The sequence below is a fragment of the Variovorax sp. GW821-FHT09D05 genome (genome assembly GCF_059416325.1).
In genome coordinates, this window is record NZ_JBWKOZ010000002.1 from 197,416 (window position 1) to 217,297 (window position 19,882).

Genomic DNA, 19,882 nt, shown 5'->3' on the forward strand with positions numbered 1-19,882 from the left:
GCCGTCAGGCCAGCATCTTCTCGATGATCTTCCAGTGCGCCGGCTCCACCGGCGTGATCGACAGCCGGTTGCCCTTGCGCAGCACGATCAGCTCGGCCAATTCGGGCTTTGCGCGCAGCTCTGGCAACGCCAGCAGCCGCGTCTTGCGCACCGCCTGCACGTCGACCAGCAGCCAGCGCGGGTCGTCCTTCTTCGAGCCTGCGTCGTAGTAGGGCGACTTCGCGTCGAACTGCGTCGGATCGGCCTTGATGCCCGAGGCCACTCGCGCAATGCCGGCAATGCCCGGCTCCGGGCAGCTCGAGTGATAGAACAGCACGCCGTCGCCGACCTTCATGCCGTCGCGCATGAAGTTGCGTGCCTGATAGTTGCGCACGCCGGTCCACGCCACAGTGGCGCCGGGTGCGGCGAGTGCATCGTCGATCGAGACCTCGTCGGGCTCGGATTTCATCAACCAGTAATTGGGCATGGTCCCGTCATGGTGTCACATAGTCCGAAACCACGACCCACTTGCCGTCTTTGATCTGCGACAGGCGTGACTGGTCGTTGCCCAGGCGCTTGGTGGCCGTGTAGCTGCTCTTGGGGCTGCCGAACATGTCGGGCTCGAAGGTCATGCTGTCCATGGCCTTGATGAAGCTGTCGGTCGTGAGGTTCGGGCCGGCCTTGGTCGCCGCCTTGATGAACGAATCGATGATCACGTAACCGTACACCGAGAACACCGTCGGGTCTTCGTTGAACTTGGTCTTGTATTTGTTGGCCCAGAAGCGCAGCGGCTGCGACTGCTCGTCCGTGTAGGGGTTCTGCACCGTCATGGTGGCGTAGACGCCGTCCATCGCCTTGCCGCCCAGCTTGTGGATCAGGTCGGTGTAGGACGCGCTCGAACCCAGGAAGGTCGGGTTGAAGCCGGTCTTGCGCGACTCGCCCACGGTGCCGATGGTCTCGCGGATGATGGTGCCGAGCACCACGAGGTCGCAGTTGGCTGCCTTCATCTTCGCGACCTGCGAGCTGAAGTCGGTGGCGCCGCGCTTGAACGAGGTTTTCTCGGCCAGCTCCATGCCCGCGGCCTTCAGGCCCGCCTCTGCGCCGCGCTGCACCTCGAGCCCGAACTCGTCGTCCTGGTAGATGGTGCAGACCTTCTTGGCGCCCTTGTCCTTGATCATCTTCGGCAGGGCCAGGCGGATCTGGTCGTAGTAGGTGGCCGCGAACGAATACTTCAGCCGGTTCAGCGGCTCGTACATTTCGCGCGCCGCGGTAATGGGCATGAAGTTGACGACGTTCTTGTCGAACTGCACCGGCATCGCCGCCATGTTCTGCGCCGTGCCGATGTGGCCGGCCATGATGAAGATCTTTTCCTGGTTCACCAGCTTCTGTGCAGCCAGCACCGCCTTCTTCGGGTCGTATCCCGAGTCTTCGACGAACAGCTTGAGCTTGCGGCCGTTGAGGCTGCCTTGCTCGTTGAGCTCGTCCACCCGCAGCTGCATGCCGTTGCGCGCCTGCTTGCCGAAGCCCGCGAGCGGACCCGACAGGTCCTGGATGGTGCCGATGCGGATCTCGTCCTTGCTCACGCCCTGCTGCTGAGCGGACGCAAGCGTCGCGATCAGGCCCAGCACGGCCAGCGTCGTCAGTGTCTTGAGCTTCATGCGGTTGTCTCCTCGGGTTGACGAAAAAAACGAATCACCGGTACATGGCTTCTATGCGCTCGGCGTACTTGGTCTGCACCAGCTTGCGCTTGAGCTTCATCGTGGGCGTGAGCTCCTCGTCCTCGGCGCTGAGCTGCGTTTCAAGCAGAAAGAACTTCTTGATCTGCTCGACGCGCGCAAACCTGGCGTTGACGCGATCGATCTCGCCCTGGATCAAATCCTGCACTTCCTTCGTGCGCGTCAGGCTCTCGTAGTTGCTGAACGGCACGTCGTGGTCCTGCGCAAACTTCTCGACGTTCTCCTGGTCGATCATGACGATCACCGTGAGGTAGGGCTTCTTGTCGCCGATGACCACGGCATCGGTGATGTAGAGGCTGAACTTGAGCTCGTTCTCCAGCTCGCTCGGCGTCACGTTCTTCCCACCCGCCGTGATGATGATGTCTTTCATCCGGTCGGTGATGCGGAAATACCCGTCCTCGTCCATCACGCCCACGTCGCCGGTGTGCAGCCAGCCTTCGGCGTCGATGGTCTCGGCGGTCTTCTCGGGCAGGTTGAGGTAACCCATGAAGACATTGGGGCCGCGCACCAGGATTTCGCTGGTGGCAGCGTCGATGCGCACCTCGTTGTAGCCCGTGGCCGGCCCGATCGAGCCCGGCTTGATGCGCGTGGCCGGCACGGCGGTAGAAGCGCCGCACGACTCCGTCATGCCCCACACCTCCAGCATCGGCACGCCGAGCGCGAGGTACCACTTGACCAGCTCGGGCGAAATGGGCGCCGCGCCCGTCACCAGGAAGCGCGACCGGTGAATGCCGATGAGCTTGCGCGCGTTGTCCAGCGCCAGCACGCGCGCCAGCCTGAACTTGAACTTCAGCACCGGGCCGACGTCTTCGCCCGCCAGCACGCGATTGGCGATCTCCTCGCCCACGCCAATGCTCCACTTGTAGGCGGCCTGCTGCAGCGGGCTGGCCTCCTTCAGCGCGATCATCACGCCCGAATAGAACTTCTCCCACACGCGCGGCACTGCCGTGAACACGGTGGGCGCGATCTCGCGCACGTTCTCGGGCACCGTCTCGGGGTTCTCGACAAAGTTGAGGATCGAGCCGGTATACATCGCGAAGTACTCGCCGCCCATGCGCTCTGCGATGTGGCACAGCGGCAGGAAGCACATGCGCTCGTCCCTCTCGTCCTGCGCGATGAGCGTGTTGTAGCCGCGCGCGGTGTAAACGAGCCCCGCATGGCTGTGCATCGCGCCCTTGGGCTTGCCGGTGGTGCCCGAGGTGTAGACGAGGATGGCGAGGTCTTCGGGCCGGCAGGCGGCCACCGTGCGCTCGACGGCCTGCGGGTCTGCGGCCAGGTGCGCGCGGCCGAGGGTGCGCAGCGCGTCGAGGCTCATCACCGCCGCATCGTCGAGGTCGCGCAGGCCTTCCATGTCGAACACGATCACGCAGCGCAGGCCCGGCAGGCCGGCGCGCACTTCGAGCGCCTTGTCGAGTTGCTCGTCGTCTTCAACGAAAAGCACGGTGGTGCGCGAGTCTTCGCAAAGATAGTGCACCTGCGAAGCCGCGTCGGTCGGATAGATGCCGTTGGACACACCACCGCAGCTGAGCACAGCCAGGTCGGCGAGCACCCATTCGATGACGGTGTTCGACAAAATCGACGCGCACTCGCCCGGCGCAAAGCCAATGGCCTGCAGCCCGGCCGCGATCTCGCGCACCGCGTCGGCCGTCTGGTGCCAGCTCCAGCTGCGCCAGATGCCCAGCTCCTTCTGCCGCATCCAGATGTTGTCGCCGCGCTGCTTCACGGCATTCCAGAACATCGCGGGAATGGTGTCGCCGGGCACGACGATGTCGAGCCGGGGTTCGAATGTGTTGAGTTCCCAGAGTCCTTGCATGGTGGCTACCTCCAGGTCTTTTTCTTTTTCCAGCGCCGCTCGCCGCGCACGCCGTCATCTTTCACGCCGAGGTAGAACTCCTTGATGTCTTCCTTCTCCCTCAGGCGTTCGCAGGAGTCTTCCATCACGATGCGGCCGTTCTCGAGCACGTAGCCATGGTCGGCCGCGTTGAGCGCCATGTTGGCGTTCTGCTCGACCAGCAAGATCGTGGTGCCGCGTTCGCGATTGATGCGCACGACGATCTCGAAGATCTCCTTCGTCAGCTTCGGGCTCAGGCCAAGGCTGGGCTCGTCCAGAAGAATGAGATGCGGCGCGGCCATGATCGCGCGCGAGATGGCCAGCATCTGTTGCTGGCCACCCGACAGCAGGCCCGCGTCCTGCGTGGCCCGTTCGCGCAGGATGGGGAAGTAGGTGTAGACCGTCTCCATGTCGCGCGCCACGCCGTCGCGGTCCTTGCGGGTGTAGGCGCCCATCAGCAGGTTGTCCTTCACCGACAGCAGCGGAAACACCTCGCGCCCCTCGGGCACATGGCTCAGTCCCTGCTGGACGATGTAGGCCGGGTCCTTGGCGGTGATGTCCTTGCCCTGGAATTCGATGCTGCCCTTGCGGGGGTCGATGATTCCGGAGATGGTCTTGAGGATCGTTGTCTTGCCCGCGCCGTTGGAGCCGAGCACCGTCGCTATTTCGCCCTGACGGACTTTCAGGCTCACGCCTCTTATCGCCTTGATGGGGCCGTAGGCGCTTTCCACGTTCAGGAGTTGGAGTACTGCGTCGCTCATGCATGGGCTCCTTGCCGAAGCCCGGTGTGCGGTGCGGTGTGGGCGCCCCCTCTGTGCCGCTGAGGAGCGCAGCTTTCCGCGGACAAGGGCCCGCCCTTGTTTGAGCGAAGCGAGTTTGGGCGGGACCCCGCGGAAGGCGAGCACCGCAAGGGAGCCCGAAGGGCCGGCATGGTGGGGGCGACCGCGCCGCACCGCATACCGGGCGCCCCCAAGGAGGTAGCGAACGAAGCACTCATGCCGCCGCCCTCCTCAAACTGCTCACGTCATCCACAGTCCCAAGATAAGCCTCGACAACACGCGAATCCGCCTGCACCTCGCGAGGCGACCCAGTAGCCAGCACTTCGCCCATGTTCATAGCGAGCACGCGATCAGACACTTTGGAAACAAGCGACATGTCATGCTCGACCATCAAGACAGACACCCCCAGCTCATGCTGAATGTCCTGAATCCAGAACGCCATATCCGCAGTCTCTTCAACATTGAGGCCTGAAGACGGCTCATCGAGCAGCAGCAACTTCGGCTCCGTGCACAACGCACGCGCCAGCTCCACCACCTTGCGAACGCCGTAGGGCAGCCCCGCCACCATCGAATCGCGGTGATGCTGAAGATCCAGCAGCTCGATCACCTGCTCCGCCTTCTCGCGCGCAGCAATCTCTGCTCGCCGCGTGGCGGGCGTGAAGAACACCTCGCTCCAGAACCCCGTCTGCCGGTGCGTGTGGCGACCGATCAGCAGGTTGTGCAACACCGTCGCATGCTCGAACAACTCGATGTTCTGGAAAGTACGCGCGATGCCCAGCGCAGCAATCGCATGCGGCGCCTGCTGCGTCAGCGCAATCGGGCCGCCCTCCTCTCCATGCCACGTGATCTCGCCCGTGGTCGGCGTGTAGATGCGGCTGATCAGGTTGAACACCGTCGTCTTGCCCGCACCGTTCGGGCCGATCAGCGTGAACACCTCACCACGCCGCACGTCGAAGCTCACCTTGTTGACCGCGAGCACACCGCCGAAGCGCACGCTCAGCTCTTTCGCGGAGAGAAGAATGTCGCCGTTCATCGCAACCGGTCCGACTTGGTGAACGACTTCTGCCGCTTGAACAGCCCCCTGCGGTAGAACGGAAACAGCTGCAGCCAGGTGCGGATCTTCAGCCAGCGTCCGTACAGCCCCAGCGGCTCGAACAGCACGAAGGCGATCAGCACCACGCCATACACCAGACCCTGCAACCCCGGCGCCTGGCCGATGACCGCCGGCAGCCAGTCCTTGCCAATGGAGATCAGCTGCGGCATCGCGATCAGGAAGATCGCCCCCAGGAACGCGCCGTGCACCGAACCGAGCCCGCCGATCACCACCATCAGCAGCAGGTCGATGGACTGCAGGATGCTGAACTGGTCCGGCGAGATGAAGCTGAGCTTGTGCGCATACAACGCCCCGCCCAGCCCCGCGAGCGCGGCCGAGATCGCGAACGACATCGTCTTGTAGCGCGCGAGGTGAATGCCCATGCTCTGCGCCGAAATTTCCGAATCACGAATCGCGACGAAGGCCCGCCCCGTCGGCGAGCGCAGCAGGTTCAGGATGCCCAGCGTGCTCAGCACCGCCACCACCAGGCACAGAAAGTAGAACCCGTCGCCCGAGCCCAGCGACCAGCCGAAGAGCTGCGGCGACTTCACGTGCAGCCCCGCATTGCCGCCCGTCACGCTCTCCCACCGCGCGAACACTTCCTCGACGATGAAGCCGAACGACAGCGTCGCAATGCCGAGGTAGATGCCCTTCACGCGCAACGCTGGCAGCGCGACCACCACGCCCACCGCCGCCGACAACGCAGCAGCCGCCACCAGCGCCAGCGGAAATGGCACGCCGAGATTCGTCAGCACGCCCTGCGTGTACGCACCCGTGCCGAGGAACGCCGCATGCCCGATGGAAAACTGCCCCGTGAAGCCGGCCAGCAGCATCAACCCCAACCCGACGATCCCGTAGATCAGCACGAAGGTCAGCTGCGCCAGCCAGTACTCGTCGATGACCCACGGCGCGACGATGAGGAACGCAATGAGCAAGCCATACCAGAACACATGCCCACCGTGGCGTGCGAGCCGGATGTCCTGGTCGTAGCTGGTCTTGAAGATGAAGCGCATATGAGACTTACACCTTCTTGCGCAGCTTCTCGCCGAACAGACCGTTCGGCTTGATCATGAGCATCAGCAGCACCACGATGTACGGTGCTGTGTCCTTGAAACCGTCGGGCAGGTAGAAGCCCGCGAACGACTCGACGATGCCGATCACCAGCCCGCCGACGATGGCACCCGGCAGGCTGCCGAAGCCCCCCACCACCGCCGCCGGAAAAGCCTTCAGCCCGATGAAGCCCATGTTCGCGTGCACGAAGGTGATGGGTGCCAGCAGCATGCCCGCAATGGCCGCGACCGCCGCCGCGAGCCCCCACACCAGCCCGTTGAGCCGCTTCACCGGAATGCCCATGTAGTAGGCCGCCAGCTGGTTCTGCGACGAGGCCTGCATCGCGATGCCCAGCTTGCTGTAGCGGAACATCGCGAACAGCAGCCCGCACAGGATGGCCGTGGCGATGATGATCGCCAGCTGCTCCAGGTTGACCACCAGCTCGCCCAGCTTCCAGATCTGGTCCTTGTAGGGCACGGCCAGCGTGTGGGTTTCGGTGCCGATGCCCGGCACCATGGTGATGAGCCCCCGCGCCACGTAGGCGATGCCGATGGTCAGCATCACGATGGAGAACTGCGGCTGCCCGAGGATGGGCCGTATCACCACCAGTTCGAGCAGCACACCGAAGGCCGCCATCGCCACCACCGCGAAGATCGCCGCGAGCCAGAACGGCATGCCGAACAGCGACATGCCCGCGAACGCGCCGAAGGCACCGAGCATCATCAGGTCGCCCTGCGCGAAGCTCACCGTCTCGGTGGCCTTGTAGATCAGCACGAAGCCCAGCGCGATCAGGCCGTAGATGCAACCTTGCGCAATGCCCGACAGCAGGAGTTGAAGGATCTGCATGGGGCCCCTGCGCCGCGCCTACTGCCTGAAGCCGCCGGCCGCGTCATGCAGCGCGAGGCGGCGTGAGCCGGCCACGATGTCGCTGGGCTTGAGGCCGTAGACCTGGCGGATCGAGTGGCTGAAGTGCGTCGAGTCGGGGTAGCCGGTGTCGAGCGCGATGTCGGTCAGCGTGCTGCCCTGTTGCACGTAGCGCAGCAGGCTGCGCGCACGCTTCCATGCGCGGAAGGCGCGAAAGGCCATGCCCGTTTCCTGCTTGAACAAGTGCAGGAAGCGCGAGAAAGACAGGTGCACCGAGGCGGCGCACTCCTCGGCCGACATCGGCGTCGCGGGGTCGGCGTTGATGGCGTCGGCCACCTTGCGGATGCGCGCATCGAGCGCGCGCGGCGCCAGCGCTTCGCCGAAGAACATCGCATCGAAGTCGAAGCCCTCGAAGCTCATGCCGCGCGCCGAGGCCGCCAGCAGGTGCGCATGGGCCTCTCGCAAGCGCTGCACGAAGGCCGGTGCCTCGACCGGGCCGCAGTGCTGCAAGAAGGCCGGCATGCGCGCGGGATCGACCGACTCCGACTCGATCAGCAGGTTGAAGATCAGCGGATGCGCACTCTCCACCTGGTGCAGCACATGCGGCGGCACCACGATGAATTCACCGGTCATCCACGCCCCGCCGCCGATGCGGATGCGGTTGGGCGGCGCGCCGGCGGGCGACACGTACACGCCGTGCCCACCCATCGTGCGCTCGGCGGCCGCGCCGAGCAGGCCGGCATAGAACACGCGATGCGGCGTGAGCCACATCAGGCGTTGCCCCTGCCGTGCGGCGCCGCGCTCGGGCGGCGTCGTCCTCGTTCGCTGCATGGTGTTTGTCTCCTGCATCGGTGGACTGCCACTGCGGGGTGGCGTCTTTGTTGGCTGGATCGTAGCGGCGCGAGCCGCCCGCGCGATATCGATTTGCGCGGGGACTTTCCCTAGGCCGGTGCCAGTGCGCGGCGCAGTTCGGCGGCGCAAAGCGCTACTGCCGTGTTGGCCTCGTCGAGCACCTTGCCCATGGGCACGAAGCCATGGATCTGGCGCTCGAAGCACACGTACATGGCGCGGTTGCCCGCGGCCGTGAGCGCCTCCGCATAGGCCAGCCCTTCGTCGCGCAGCGGGTCGTAGCCGGCCGTGAGCACCAGTGCGGGCGGCAGCTTCGACAGGTCGGTGTGCAACAGCGGCGAGGCACGCCAGTCGAGGTCGTGCGCCGGGTCGGTGATGTAGTGGTCGTGGAAGTAGCGGATGGTGTCTGCCGTCAGCAGGTAGCCCTGGCCGTTCGTCTGGTGCGAGGCATGGCCGCGCCGCATGTCGGTGGCCGGGTAGATCAGCAACTGGAAGGCAATGGGCAGGTCGCCGGCATCGCGCGCAGCGATCGACACCACCGCCGCGAGGTTGCCACCGGCGCTGTCGCCGCCGACTGCGAGCCGGCTCGCATCGAGCCCCAGCGCCGCGGCCTCGCGGCGCACCCACCGGGTAGCGGCCAGCACGTCGTCGACGGCGGCGGGAAAGCGGTGCTCCGGGCCCATGCGGTAGTCGACCGCGACGACAGCGCAGCCCGCGCCGTTGGCCAGCTCGCGGCACAGCACGTCGTGCGTATCGAGATCGCCGATGACCCAGCCACCGCCGTGGTAGTACACCAGCACCGGCAGCGGGCCTGCGCCAGAGCCGAGCGGCCGGTAGAGCCGCACCGGGATGGTGCCGTGCGGGCCGTCGGCGGCCAGGTCGCGCACCTCGGCCACTTCGGCCGGCAGCGGCTGCGTGGCGACGCGGCGTTCACGGTAGAAGGTCCGCGCGTCGGCGGGCGACAGGGTGTGCGTCGGCGGAATGCCGCGCGCCTCGATGAAGTCGAGCAAGGCGCGAGCCTGGGGGTGCAGCATGGTGTCTCCGGTGGAACCACTCGACCATGCCCGCGCCGTTGCGGCGCGGCTTGCGAAAACTGGCTATGCCTTGCGCGGCTTCACGCGCGAGGCGGCTTCCTTGGCGAGCTTGCGGGCCGTGTCGGTGTCGGCCGCGTGCACCAGCGCCACGCCCATGCGGCGCTTCAGGAAGCTCTCGGGCTTGCCGAACAGGCGGATGTCACTGCCAGGCACCTGCAGCGCCTCGGCCACGCCGTCGAAGGCGATGCCGGTGGCATCCACGCCGCCGTAGATCACCGCGCTGGCACCCGGGCTCTTGAGCGTGGTGTCGACCGGCAGGCCGAGGATGGCGCGCGCATGCAGCTCGAACTCGTTCTGCCACTGCGTGGCCATGGTGACCATCCCGGTGTCGTGCGGGCGCGGGCTGACTTCGCTGAACCAGACCTCGTCGCCCTTCACGAACAGCTCGACGCCGAAGAGGCCCTGGCCGCCCAGGTCGGCCGTCACGGCCTGTGCGATCTGCTGCGCCTTCTGCAGCGCGGCGGGCGCCATGGGGTGCGGCTGCCAGCTTTCCACGTAGTCGCCGCTCACCTGCACGTGGCCGATGGGGTCGCAGAACTTCGTTTCCACGGCGCCGGCGGCGTCCTTGGCGCGCACGGTCAGCAGCGTGATCTCGTAGTCGAAGTCGATGAAGCCCTCGACGATCACGCGGCCATGGCTCACGCGGCCGCCGGCCATGGCGTAGTCCCAGGCCTTCTGCACGTCGGCGGGGCCGTCGATCTTGCTCTGGCCCTTGCCGGAGCTGCTCATCACGGGCTTGACGATGCAGGGGTAGCCAATACCTTTCCCGTCCGCGCCGTCGATGGCCGCCTGCAGCTCGGCCAGCGAGTCGCAGAACTTGTAGGGGCTGGTCGGCACGCCCAGCGTCTCGGCGGCCAGGCGGCGGATGCCTTCTCGGTCCATCGTCAGGCGGGCGGCGCGGGCCGTGGGAATCACGCGCACCACGCCGGCGTCTTCGAGCTGCTGCAGCATGGGCGTGGCGATGGCCTCGATCTCTGGCACCACCAGCATGGGCTTCTCGGCCTCGATCAGCGCTTTCAGCTGCTCGGGGTCGCTCATGGTGATGGTGCGCGCGTGGTGCGCCACCTGCTGGCCGGGGGCGTTCTCGTAGCGGTCGACGGCAATGGTCTCGACGCCGAGGCGCTGCAGGGCGATCAGCACCTCCTTGCCTAGTTCGCCGGAGCCCAGGAGCATCACGCGGGTTGCAGAGGGGGAAAGGGGGGTGCCGAGGGTGGTCATGGTCGGAGGGTCGAAAAGAGCGGGAAAACGAGCAGGGAAAAGCAACCGCCGCACTGTAAGCCACCGGCGGGCCGCCGGTGTCGCACACGGCAACGGCGCGGCCGCGGGGCTGCTTCACAATCGATGTTTTGCCGTGGCGCCAGCTGCGCGCACCCCCTTTTTGTTTTCTTCAAGGAGTTCTCTCATGGCTATCCAGACTGTCGGCATCATCGGTGCCGGAACGATGGGCAACGGCATCGCGCAGGCCTGCGCTGTGGCCGGCGTGAAGGTGGTGATGGTCGACATCGCCCAGGCGGCGGTCGACAAGGGCCTGGCCACCGTGTCGGGCAGCCTCGACCGCCTGATCAAGAAAGAAAAGCTCACCACCGAGCAGAAGACCGCCGCGCTGGCGCTGATCCAGGGCTCGACCAACTACGAAGACCTGAAGAGCGCGCAGCTGGTGATCGAGGCCGCCACCGAGAACCACGCGCTCAAGCTCAAGATCCTCAAGCAGGTCGACGACATGCTGGCGCCCGAGGTGATCATCGCGTCGAACACCTCGTCGATCTCGATCACGCAACTGGCGGCCGCCACCTCGCGCCCCGACCGCTTCATCGGCATGCACTTCTTCAACCCGGTGCCGATGATGGCGCTGGTGGAGCTGATTCGCGGCTACCTCACGAGCGACGCCACGCACGACGCGGTGAAGGCACTGGCCGAAACGCTCGGCAAGTCGCCGATCACGGTGAAGAACGCGCCGGGCTTCGTGGTCAACCGCATCCTGGTGCCGATGATCAACGAGGCCTTCTTCGTGCTGGCCGAGGGCATCGCCACGGCGGAAGACATCGATGCCGGCATGAAGCTGGGCTGCAACCAGCCCATCGGCCCGCTGGCACTGGCCGACATGATCGGCCTGGACGTGTGCCTGGCCGTGATGGAGGTGTACCTGGAGCAGTTCGGCGATTCCAAGTACCGCCCCTGCCCGCTGCTGAAGGAAATGGTGGCAGCCGGCCAGCTCGGCCGCAAGACCGGCCGCGGCGTGTACACGTACTGAGCCGCGCAGCCATAACAACAACACGTAGACAAGACCGATGACTGCGACCCCCACCACCCCACCGGCAGAAGGCTGCATCGACACCCAGGTGCTCGACCACGTGCTGCTGATCGGCATCAACCGCCCCGCCAAGCGCAACGGCTGGACGCCGCCGATGTTCAAGCAGCTGGCCGAGGCCTACACCCGGCTCGACGACGACCCGAACCTGCGCGTGGGCGTGCTGCATGCCTTCGGCGACCACTTCACGGCGGGCCTCGACCTGCCGGCGGTCACCGAGTACATGAAGCGCGGCGAGAAGGCCATTCCTGCCGGCATGGTGGAGCCGCACGACTTCGGCCTGCCCGACTACCGCCGCCGCACCAAGCCGATGGTGGTGGCGGTGAAGGGCATCTGCTTCACGGTGGGCATCGAGCTGATGCTGGGCGCCGACATCGTGGTGGCGGCCGACAACTGCCGCTTCTCGCAGATGGAAGTGCAGCGCGGCATCATGGCCACGGGCGGCGCCACGCTGCGCATGGCCGAGCGCGCGGGCGTGGGCAACGCGATGCTGCATCTGCTCACGGCGGACGAGTTCGACAGCGCCGAGGCCTATCGCCTCAACTTCGTGCAGAAGGTGGTGCCGGCCGGGCAGGAGCTCGACGCGGCGCTGGCCATTGCGCAGCGCATCGCGGCACAGGCACCGCTGGCGGTCGTGTCCACGCGGCTCAATGTGATCAAGGCGGTCGAGCAGGGGCCGCTGGCAGCGGTGTCGGAGTTCATCGAGACGCAGAAGCGCCTGTCGAACAGCGAGGATGCCGCCGAGGGTGTGCGCTCCTTCATCGAGCGCCGCCCGGCGCGGTTCAGCGGCCGTTGATCCCCTTCTTCATCCAGAACAACAACATGTCCCTCTTCATTCGCACGGCGCTTGCCGCCGCCTTCACCCTGCTCGCCGTGAACACAACCTCCGCCCAGACGCCCACGCCCCCCGCGCTGCCAGACCCCGCGGCCACCTCGGTCGATGCGCTGGGCTGGATGAAGGGCTTTCCGCCAGCGCCCGACAAGCTCATCACCTTCGACAACCCGGCCGGCGGCGTGTTTCCGCGCACGCGCTGGAGCTTCTCGCACGTGCGCGAGACGGTGCCCACCGCCAACGTGTGGCGCGGCAGCGGCGCGGCCAGCCCGCTGCCGTCGGGCACCTCGCCGGTCCAGATCGAGGCCGTCACGTTCAAACCCCTGGGCAGCGACCAGACGCTCAACTTCGCCCAGATGATCTCCGGCACCTACACCGACGGCATCCTGGTGCTGCACCGCGGCAAGGTGGTCTACGAGAAGTACTTCGGCGCGCTCACGGCCGAGCGTCCGCACATCGCGATGTCGGTCACCAAGTCCTTCGTGGGCACGCTGGCGGCCATCCTCGCTGACGAGGGCAAGCTCGACCCGGCCGCGCCGGTCACCAAGTACATCCCCGAGCTCAAGGACACCGCCTACGGCGACGCCACCGTGCGCCAGGTGATGGACATGACCGTGGGCGTGCACTACTCCGAGAACTACGCCGACCCCAAGGCCGAGATCTGGGACTACGCCCGTGCCGGCGGCATGCTCACCCAGGGCCAGAACTACACCGGCCCCAAGTCGTTCTACGAATTCCTGGTCACGCTGAAGAAGGAAGGCGAGCACGGTGACGCGTTCGCCTACAAGACCGTCAACGCCGAGGTGCTGGCCTGGATCGTGCGCCGCGCCAGCAACCAGTCGCTGGCCGATCTGCTGAGCGAGAAAATCTGGCGCCGCATCGGCGCCGAGCAGGACGCCTACTTCATGGTCGACCGCATCGGCACCGAGTCGGGCGGCGGTGGCCTCAACACCGTGCTGCGCGACCTCGCGCGCTTCGGCGAGACCATGCGCAACGGCGGCCGTGCCCCCAACGGGCAGCAGGCCATTCCGAAGGCGGTGGTGGAAGACATCCAGCGCGGCGGCGACCCGGCGAAGTTCGTGAAGGCCGGCTATCCGCTGCTCAAGGGCTGGTCGTACCGCGACATGTGGTGGGTCTCGCACAACCCGCACGGTGCATACATGGCGCGCGGCATCCACGGCCAGAGCATCTACGTGGACCCGAAGGCCGAGATGGTGATCGTTCGCTATGCGGCGCACCCGGTGGCCGCCAACGGCGCGAACGATCCGCTGACGCTGCCCGCGTTCCAGGCGATGGCCGAGGCGCTGATGCGCCCCTGAGCCTCAGGCCGATGCCCGCTCGCGGGCAATGACCAGGAGCCCGTCCATGATCAGGCTCTCGACCAGCTCGAAGTGCCCGTTCATGACGGGCGCCATCTTCCAGCCCGCGCCGCCGGTCATATAGCAGGCCGGCTCCATGCCGCAGTGCGAGCGCACGTGCTGCACCATGCGTTCGACCGCGCCGGCAATGGCGTAGGTGCCGCCGCTGGTGAGCGCGTCGCTGGTGTTGGTGGGAAATTCGCGCACCTCGCCGGTGGGCACGTGCAGCCCCGCCGTGCCCGACTCCAGCGCACGCAGCATGATGCCGTGGCCCGGCAGGATCAGGCCGCCGAGGAACTTGCCTTCGGTGTCGATCGCCTCGACGGTCACGGCCGTGCCGATCAGCACCACCACCATCGGCCGCGGCGGCTGCCCCGGTCTCTCGGCCAGCATGCGGTGGCGCGCGCCGATCATCGCCACGAAGCGGTCGGCACCCAGGCGCGTGGGATGGTCGTAGCCGTTGACGATGCCGGCCTCGCCAGCGCTGGGCATCACCCAGCGGGGAGTGCAGTCGAAGCGCTCGACGATCTGTTCTTCGGCGCGCCGCCGCACCGCGTCGCCAGCCACCACGCAGCCCAGCATGGAGCCGGGCGAAGGCAGGTCGGCCCAGGGGCCGTCGGCCAGCCGTTCGATGTGGTCGAGGAATTCGGCGCCCTGCGCCTGCAACGCGGCGCCGGGGCGGGCCGAGTCGTAGAGCGCCCATTTGAGGCGGGTGTTGCCGATGTCGATGGCGAGGAAGGGGGATGACATGCGCGGGATTATTGCGACTTTGTGTCTATTCCTGCTGGCGCGTCGCTGACACACGCGGCGTGGGCCTACGCCGGCCCTCGGTGTTCCGCCGCTACATTCGCCAATTCCATCCACCACCGCACAAGGAGAAAGCCATGGGATTGCTGAGTTTCATCAAGGAGGCGGGCGAGAAACTGTTCGGCGGATCGTCGGCGCAAGCCGCCACGCCCGACGCCAATGCGGCGGCAGCAGCCGCCATCAAGACCTACATCGAGACGCAGAACCTGGGCCTAACGGGCCTCGAGGTGACCTACACGGCCAGCAGCGGCGTGGTCACTCTTGCCGGCCAGGCGCCCTCGCAGGAAGCCAGCGAGAAAGCCTCGCTGGCCGCTGGCAACGTTGCCAATGTGACAAGTGTCGAGAACAACCTCGTCGCTCCGGCCGCGCCGCCCGCGCAGTACCACGACGTGGTACGGGGCGACACGCTGTCGGCCATCTCGAAGAAGTACTACGGCGATGCCAACAAGTACAACGCGATCTTCGAGGCCAACAAGCCGATGCTGACGCACCCGGACAAGATCTATCCGGGGCAGAAGTTGCGCATTCCTGCGCTGAGCTGATCTTTCGTTCTTCGATCGGCAAAAGGCCTACCGATTTCGGTGGGCCTTTTTTGTTTCTTTCCGGGGTGCGTGCGAATGACACCGGGTACTCCCCTCCGCGAATGTCCCCCGGCCTTCGGCCTCCTCCTTTATTTCGCTACGGGGAGCACCCGGTGCCATTCGCACATGGGCGCGGCTGCGGTGCTGGCCGATCAACCAGTGCTCTGAACGCTCACGCCGATGGGGTGCCTTGCGCAGCGAAATAAAGGAGGAGGCCGAAGGCCGGGGGACATTCGCGGAGCAAGGTACCCCGTCGGCGTGAGCGCGCCCCGAAAAGGAATCCCTAGTTCTGCTTCCAAGGCAGCCCACGCTTGCGCCAGCCGCCAATCTGCCCACGATGCCCCTGCTCGTCCGGGTTCCCCTCGAAGCCTTCAAGGATGTTGTAGGCCTCAACACCCAGCTCCGTCGCGCGCTTGGCGGCGGAGATGGAGCGCACGCCGCTGCGGCACAGCAGCACCAGCTTTTTCTTGCCACCTTCGGCCGCGGCGCGAATGCCGTCGTCGAAGGCGGCGTTCATCGCCATGCCCGGCCATTGCTTCCAGGCCAAAGGCACGGCGCCGGGTACGTAGCCGACCCATTCGCGTTCGGCGTCGGTGCGCACGTCGACCAGCACGGCCTCGCCGCCGGCCATCCACTGCGCGGCCTGCTCGGGCGTCACGTCGCCGGCATAGCCTTTTTCCCCAACTGGTTCAGTCATTTCTCTGCGTCCTTCAAATGAATAGGGTTACTTCCCAGGCAGCGGCCGTCTTTACGTTGCCCGATGCCCTCGCCGGATGGTGGAATTTTTCACCAGTTCGTGAAAACCCTGTTTGTCACGTTTTCCTGCGCGCCAAAGATGCGGCTTGGACCTGCCAAACATAACTCCAAGGGGCGGGCAGGGTTTCTTCGTCATCAGAACTTGTTTTGGAGAGAGACAACATGACAGACAGCAAATCACCCCGCCGCCGCAACCTCCTCAAGGGTGCAGCCGTGGCCGCAGGCGCCATGTCGGTGCCGATGGTCAGCGTGGCCCAGACCACATCCTTGCGCTTCCAGAGCACCTGGCCCGCCAAGGACATCTTCCACGAGTACGCCAACGACTTCGCCAAGAAGGTCAATGACATGGCTGGCGGGCGCCTCAAGATCGAAGTGCTGCCCTCGGGCGCCGTGGTGCCCGCCTTCCAGCTGCTGGAGGCGGTGAACAAGGGCACGCTCGACGGCGGCCATGGCGTGGTGGCCTACCACTACGGCAAGAACTCGGCGCTCGCGCTGTGGGGCTCGGGCCCGGGCTTCGGCATGGATGCCAACACCGTGCTGGCCTGGCACAACTACGGCGGCGGCAAGGCGCTGCTCGACGAGATCTACAAGAGCCTGAACATGGAAGTGGTGTCGTACCTCTACGGCCCGATGCCCACGCAGCCGCTGGGCTGGTTCAAGAAGCCGGTGGCCAAGGTCGAGGACATGAAGGGCCTGAAGTTCCGCACCGTCGGGCTGGCGGTCGACATGTTCACCGAGATGGGCACGGCGGTGAACCCGCTGCCCGGCGGCGAGATCGTGCCCGCGCTGGACCGCGGGCTGATCGACGCGGCCGAGTTCAACAACGCGTCGAGCGACCGCACGCTGGGCTTCCCCGACGTGGTGAAGAACTGCATGCTGCAGAGCTTCCACCAGTCGGGCGAGCAGTTCGAGGTGCTGTTCAACAAGGGCAAGTACAGCGCGCTGTCGCAGGAGCTGCGCTCGATCATCGACTACGCGGTGCAGGCCGCGAGCGCCGACATGAGTTGGAAGGCGGTGCAGCGCAACTCGCAGGACTACGCCGACATGAAGAAGGCCGGCATCAAGTTCTACAAGACGCCCGACGCGGTGCTGCGCGCGCAGCTCGCGGCCTGGGACAAGACCGTGACGAAGAAGGCCGAGGAGAACCCGCTGTTCAAGAAGGTGCTGGAGTCGCAGCGCGTGTTCGCAGAGCGTGCGCTGCAGTGGCAGAACGACTACGGCGTCGATTTCAAGATGGCCTACAACCACTACTTCAGTAAAAAGAAGGCCTGAAGAATCTCTCGGTGACAGTTCGCGCCGGCCATACGGAACGCTCCGGATGGCTGGCTTTCCGATGCGTGCTTTGCTGTTTTCCCGTGCCTTCATGACCATCCAACGCTTCCTCCACACCGTCGACCGGTTCAGCATGGTCGTGGGCAAGACCTTCTCGTGGCTCATCGTGGCGCTGATGCTGCTGGTGTGCGGCGAGGTGTTCAAGCGCTATGCGCTCAACGCGCCCACCGCCTGGATCTTCGACGCCAACAACATGCTCTACGGCACGCTCTTCATGATGGGCGGCGCCTACACGCTCTCACAGGCCGGCCATGTGCGCGGCGACTTCTTCTACGGCAGCATGAAGCCGCGCACGCAGGCCGCGCTCGATCTCGTGCTGTTCGCGCTCTTCTTCCTGCCCGGCGTGGTGGCGCTCACATGGTCGGGCTGGACCTACTTCGGCGAATCGCTGGCAATGCATGAGCAGACCTTCAACGCCGACCCGATCCCGGTGTACCCGTTCAAGTTCGTGATTCCCGTGGCCGGCGCGGTGCTGCTGCTGCAGGGCATCGCGGAGATGGTGCGCTGCGCGCTGTGCCTGAAGACCGGCGTGTGGACACCCCGCCTGAAAGACGCGGAAGAAATGGACGTGGTCGGCGAGCAGCTCGCCGGCAGCAGCTACGTCGATGAAGCCGACAAGCGCGAGGTGATCGACAAGGCCAAGGCCATCGAGCAGGCCGCGCAGCAGCGCAAGAGCGACACGACTGGAGGTGCGGCATGAGCGAACCCGCACTCGGCCTCCTGATGCTTGGGCTGATCGTGGTCGTGATCATGCTCGGCTTTCCCACGGCGTTCACGCTGATGGGGCTGGGCATGTTCTTCGGCTTCATCGCCTTCTACGACCCCGCCTCGCCCTGGCTCGACAACAAGGTCTTCGACCTGATGGTGCAGCGCGCCTTCGGCGCCATGACCAACGAGACGCTGCTCTCGATACCGCTGTTCGTGCTGATGGGCTACGTGATGGAGCGCGGCGCGCTGGTGGACAAGATGTTCCACAGCGTGCAGCTCGCATTCCGTCGCGTACCCGGCTCTCTCGCGGTGACCACGCTGATCGTCTGCACCTTCTGGGGCATCGCCAGCGGCCTGGTCGGCGCGGTGGTGGTGCTGATGGGCGTGATCGCGATGCGGCCGATGCTCAACGCGGGCTACGACACGCGGCTCGCGGCTGGCGTGATCACCGCCGGCGGCACGCTCGGCATTCTCATTCCGCCCTCGGTGATGATCATCGTGTACGCGGCAGTGGCCGGGCAGTCGGTGGTCAAGCTCTATGCGGCCGCCATGTTCCCGGGCTTCTTCCTCGCATTTCTCTACCTGCTCTACGTGATCGGCTGGGCCGTGCTGCAGCCGAAGGTGGCGCCCAAGCTGCCGCCAGACCAGCAGCGCGCGCCGGTCACGCCGTGGGTTGCGCACATTGCGGCGAGCTATTCGCCGCGCATGCTGCCGGCGCTGTTCGCGGCCGTGGTGTCGCCCGCGCGTGCCATGCGCGGCGCGGCGGAAAGCGTGCGCATCACCTGGTGGCTGCTGCTGCGCAGCCTGCTGAATGCGCTGGTGCCGCTGGCGCTCGCAGTTGCGACGCTGGGCTCGGTGTGGTGGTACGTGACGATCTACTCGCAGAAGGACAACAACGCACCGACGGTCGCGGAGCAACAGGCGACACAGAAGGCCGAAGCCCCGGCCGCTGCTGCATCGCCCGAGGCCTCCGGTACCGGGCTCGCCGAGCCCCCCACGTCCGACGAGCCGAAAGAGTCCGCATCGGAAGGCGGCCTGCAGGAGCCTCCCGGCGGCGTCGAAGAACCACCCGGCAGCGAAGCCCCTTCAGCGCCGCCTGCTGCGGAAGGTGGCCTGCAACAACTAGGCGAAGCCGTCGATGCACCGAAGACCGCCGCAGTGCCCGAAGCCTTCTACACAGGCTTCCTGCTGGCCAGCCTCTTCACGCTCGCACTGCTCTCCTGGTACTACTGGCGCATGGACGCGGAGCAATTCGAGATCCTGCGCATGCTGGTGTCGTCGGTAATGCCGCTGGCCACGCTGACGCTGGTGGTGCTGGGCGTGATCTTGTTCGGCATCACCACCGCCACCGAGTCGGCCGCGGTCGGCGCGGCCGGCGCCTTTCTCATGGCCTGGCAAGCCGGCACGCTCGACTTCAAGAAGACCAAGGAGGCCGTGTTCCTCACGCTCAAGACCACCTCGATGGTCTGCTGGCTGTTCGTGGGCTCGGCGCTGTTCTCGGCGGTGTTCGCGCTGCTGGGCGGCCAGCGCATCATCGAAGAGTGGGTGATGGGCATGAACCTCACGCCGCTGCAGTTTCTGCTGCTGTCGCAGGCGATCATCTTCGTGCTGGGCTGGCCGCTGGAGTGGACCGAGATCATCGTGATCTTCGTGCCCATCTTCCTGCCGCTGCTCGCGCACTTCCAGATCGACCCGTTGCTGTTCGGCGTGCTGGTGTTCGTGAACCTGCAGGCGGCATTCCTCTCGCCGCCGGTGGCGATGTCGGCCTTCTACCTGAAGGGAGTGTCGCCACCGCACGTGACGATCAACCAGATCTTCGCGGGGATGATGCCGTACATGCTGATCGTGATCCTGTGCATGGTGTTCATGTACATCTGGCCGGGGCTGACGCTTTGGCTGCCGCAGTATCTGTACGGTTGAAGGCC

At 65.9% G+C, this 19,882-nt stretch carries 19 protein-coding genes; 7 read left to right on the forward strand and 12 right to left on the reverse strand.

Features of this window, described 5'->3' with window-relative positions:
• Positions 1-4: 4 nt before the first annotated feature.
• The 10 genes from AC07O3_RS05515 to purT all read right to left on the reverse strand — a co-directional run bounded on the left by AC07O3_RS05515 (position 5) and on the right by purT (position 10,493).
• Positions 5-466, reverse strand: coding sequence for an EVE domain-containing protein (locus AC07O3_RS05515; RefSeq protein ID WP_495338783.1), 462 nt, complete (start codon positions 464-466; stop codon positions 5-7).
• A 7-nt stretch (positions 467-473) separates the two neighbouring features.
• Positions 474-1,637, reverse strand: coding sequence for an ABC transporter substrate-binding protein (locus AC07O3_RS05520; RefSeq protein WP_093058712.1), 1,164 nt, complete (start codon positions 1,635-1,637; stop codon positions 474-476).
• A gap of 34 nt (positions 1,638-1,671) precedes the next feature.
• Positions 1,672-3,528 carry an AMP-dependent synthetase/ligase gene (locus AC07O3_RS05525; protein WP_093058711.1) on the reverse strand — a complete coding sequence of 619 codons (1,857 nt, stop codon included), beginning with the start codon at positions 3,526-3,528 and terminating at the stop codon, positions 1,672-1,674.
• A gap of 5 nt (positions 3,529-3,533) precedes the next feature.
• Complete coding sequence (locus AC07O3_RS05530) at positions 3,534-4,307, reverse strand: ABC transporter ATP-binding protein (protein ID WP_093058710.1); 774 nt, start codon at positions 4,305-4,307, stop codon at positions 3,534-3,536.
• Between the two features lie 232 nt (positions 4,308-4,539).
• The gene (locus AC07O3_RS05535; protein WP_354336764.1) at positions 4,540-5,358 is read right to left on the reverse strand and encodes an ABC transporter ATP-binding protein; all 819 of its coding nucleotides are present in this window, start codon (positions 5,356-5,358) and stop codon (positions 4,540-4,542) included.
• Positions 5,355-6,431: a branched-chain amino acid ABC transporter permease gene (locus AC07O3_RS05540; protein ID WP_093058708.1), complete on the reverse strand. Its 1,077-nt coding sequence runs from the start codon at positions 6,429-6,431 to the stop codon at positions 5,355-5,357. Before AC07O3_RS05540 ends, AC07O3_RS05535 begins: the two co-directional genes overlap by 4 nt.
• Positions 6,432-6,438: 7 nt before the next feature.
• Entirely contained in the window at positions 6,439-7,314 is an 876-nt protein-coding gene (locus AC07O3_RS05545) for a branched-chain amino acid ABC transporter permease (protein ID WP_093058707.1), read from the reverse strand.
• Between the two features lie 18 nt (positions 7,315-7,332).
• A complete protein-coding gene (locus AC07O3_RS05550; protein ID WP_495338784.1) occupies positions 7,333-8,163 on the reverse strand; it encodes a helix-turn-helix domain-containing protein in 831 nt (276 codons plus the stop codon).
• A 110-nt stretch (positions 8,164-8,273) separates the two neighbouring features.
• On the reverse strand, positions 8,274-9,215 hold the full coding sequence (gene lipP1, locus AC07O3_RS05555) for a LipP1 family hormone-sensitive lipase (protein WP_093058706.1): 942 nt from the start codon (positions 9,213-9,215) through the stop codon (positions 8,274-8,276).
• Positions 9,216-9,278: 63 nt separating this feature from the next.
• Positions 9,279-10,493 (reverse strand): formate-dependent phosphoribosylglycinamide formyltransferase, encoded by a 1,215-nt coding sequence (gene purT / locus AC07O3_RS05560; RefSeq protein WP_495338785.1) that lies wholly within the window; start codon positions 10,491-10,493, stop codon positions 9,279-9,281.
• A 184-nt stretch (positions 10,494-10,677) separates the two neighbouring features.
• On the opposite strand from purT, the gene AC07O3_RS05565 reads away from it, so the two are divergent.
• From AC07O3_RS05565 to AC07O3_RS05575, 3 genes are read left to right on the forward strand one after another with little or no spacing between them, the layout of a single operon-like run.
• Positions 10,678-11,526, forward strand: a complete 849-nt coding sequence (locus tag AC07O3_RS05565; protein WP_093058704.1) for a 3-hydroxybutyryl-CoA dehydrogenase — start codon at positions 10,678-10,680, stop codon at positions 11,524-11,526.
• Between the two features lie 37 nt (positions 11,527-11,563).
• Positions 11,564-12,379, forward strand: coding sequence for a crotonase/enoyl-CoA hydratase family protein (locus AC07O3_RS05570; RefSeq protein WP_495338786.1), 816 nt, complete (start codon positions 11,564-11,566; stop codon positions 12,377-12,379).
• 26 nt (positions 12,380-12,405) lie between these two features.
• Positions 12,406-13,734 carry a serine hydrolase domain-containing protein gene (locus tag AC07O3_RS05575; protein WP_495338787.1) on the forward strand — a complete coding sequence of 443 codons (1,329 nt, stop codon included), beginning with the start codon at positions 12,406-12,408 and terminating at the stop codon, positions 13,732-13,734.
• Positions 13,735-13,737: 3 nt separating this feature from the next.
• On the opposite strand, the gene AC07O3_RS05580 is transcribed toward AC07O3_RS05575, so the two are convergent.
• Positions 13,738-14,523, reverse strand: coding sequence for a type III pantothenate kinase (locus tag AC07O3_RS05580; RefSeq protein ID WP_093058702.1), 786 nt, complete (start codon positions 14,521-14,523; stop codon positions 13,738-13,740).
• A gap of 134 nt (positions 14,524-14,657) precedes the next feature.
• Here AC07O3_RS05580 and lysM point away from each other — a divergent pair, with 134 nt between their 5' ends.
• A complete protein-coding gene (gene lysM, locus AC07O3_RS05585; protein ID WP_093058701.1) occupies positions 14,658-15,122 on the forward strand; it encodes a peptidoglycan-binding protein LysM in 465 nt (154 codons plus the stop codon).
• Between the two features lie 322 nt (positions 15,123-15,444).
• Here the strand turns inward: lysM and AC07O3_RS05590 are convergent, their stop codons facing one another.
• A complete protein-coding gene (locus AC07O3_RS05590) occupies positions 15,445-15,858 on the reverse strand; it encodes a rhodanese-like domain-containing protein (RefSeq protein ID WP_354336759.1) in 414 nt (137 codons plus the stop codon).
• A gap of 221 nt (positions 15,859-16,079) precedes the next feature.
• Here AC07O3_RS05590 and AC07O3_RS05595 point away from each other — a divergent pair, with 221 nt between their 5' ends.
• The 3 genes from AC07O3_RS05595 (at position 16,080) to AC07O3_RS05605 (ending at position 19,877) form a co-directional block, all read left to right on the forward strand.
• Complete coding sequence (locus AC07O3_RS05595) at positions 16,080-17,189, forward strand: TRAP transporter substrate-binding protein (RefSeq protein ID WP_495338788.1); 1,110 nt, start codon at positions 16,080-16,082, stop codon at positions 17,187-17,189.
• A gap of 91 nt (positions 17,190-17,280) precedes the next feature.
• Positions 17,281-17,949 (forward strand): TRAP transporter small permease subunit, encoded by a 669-nt coding sequence (locus tag AC07O3_RS05600; RefSeq protein ID WP_093058735.1) that lies wholly within the window; start codon positions 17,281-17,283, stop codon positions 17,947-17,949.
• A complete protein-coding gene (locus AC07O3_RS05605) occupies positions 17,946-19,877 on the forward strand; it encodes a TRAP transporter large permease (protein ID WP_495338789.1) in 1,932 nt (643 codons plus the stop codon). Before AC07O3_RS05600 ends, AC07O3_RS05605 begins: the two co-directional genes overlap by 4 nt.
• The last annotated feature ends 5 nt before the right edge of the window (positions 19,878-19,882 follow it).

Bases quoted from the DNA above. Each gene is read 5' to 3' on its own strand.
- AC07O3_RS05515 (WP_495338783.1), bottom strand. From the start codon at position 466: ATGCCCAATTACTGGTTGATGAAATCCGAGCCCGACGAGGTCTCGATC.
- AC07O3_RS05520 (WP_093058712.1), bottom strand. From the start codon at position 1,637: ATGAAGCTCAAGACACTGACGACGCTGGCCGTGCTGGGCCTGATCGCG.
- AC07O3_RS05525 (WP_093058711.1), bottom strand. From the start codon at position 3,528: ATGCAAGGACTCTGGGAACTCAACACATTCGAACCCCGGCTCGACATC.
- AC07O3_RS05530 (WP_093058710.1), bottom strand. From the start codon at position 4,307: ATGAGCGACGCAGTACTCCAACTCCTGAACGTGGAAAGCGCCTACGGC.
- AC07O3_RS05535 (WP_354336764.1), bottom strand. From the start codon at position 5,358: ATGAACGGCGACATTCTTCTCTCCGCGAAAGAGCTGAGCGTGCGCTTC.
- AC07O3_RS05540 (WP_093058708.1), bottom strand. From the start codon at position 6,431: ATGCGCTTCATCTTCAAGACCAGCTACGACCAGGACATCCGGCTCGCA.
- AC07O3_RS05545 (WP_093058707.1), bottom strand. From the start codon at position 7,314: ATGCAGATCCTTCAACTCCTGCTGTCGGGCATTGCGCAAGGTTGCATC.
- AC07O3_RS05550 (WP_495338784.1), bottom strand. From the start codon at position 8,163: ATGCAGCGAACGAGGACGACGCCGCCCGAGCGCGGCGCCGCACGGCAG.
- lipP1 (WP_093058706.1), bottom strand. From the start codon at position 9,215: ATGCTGCACCCCCAGGCTCGCGCCTTGCTCGACTTCATCGAGGCGCGC.
- purT (WP_495338785.1), bottom strand. From the start codon at position 10,493: ATGACCACCCTCGGCACCCCCCTTTCCCCCTCTGCAACCCGCGTGATG.
- AC07O3_RS05565 (WP_093058704.1), top strand. From the start codon at position 10,678: ATGGCTATCCAGACTGTCGGCATCATCGGTGCCGGAACGATGGGCAAC.
- AC07O3_RS05570 (WP_495338786.1), top strand. From the start codon at position 11,564: ATGACTGCGACCCCCACCACCCCACCGGCAGAAGGCTGCATCGACACC.
- AC07O3_RS05575 (WP_495338787.1), top strand. From the start codon at position 12,406: ATGTCCCTCTTCATTCGCACGGCGCTTGCCGCCGCCTTCACCCTGCTC.
- AC07O3_RS05580 (WP_093058702.1), bottom strand. From the start codon at position 14,523: ATGTCATCCCCCTTCCTCGCCATCGACATCGGCAACACCCGCCTCAAA.
- lysM (WP_093058701.1), top strand. From the start codon at position 14,658: ATGGGATTGCTGAGTTTCATCAAGGAGGCGGGCGAGAAACTGTTCGGC.
- AC07O3_RS05590 (WP_354336759.1), bottom strand. From the start codon at position 15,858: ATGACTGAACCAGTTGGGGAAAAAGGCTATGCCGGCGACGTGACGCCC.
- AC07O3_RS05595 (WP_495338788.1), top strand. From the start codon at position 16,080: ATGACAGACAGCAAATCACCCCGCCGCCGCAACCTCCTCAAGGGTGCA.
- AC07O3_RS05600 (WP_093058735.1), top strand. From the start codon at position 17,281: ATGACCATCCAACGCTTCCTCCACACCGTCGACCGGTTCAGCATGGTC.
- AC07O3_RS05605 (WP_495338789.1), top strand. From the start codon at position 17,946: ATGAGCGAACCCGCACTCGGCCTCCTGATGCTTGGGCTGATCGTGGTC.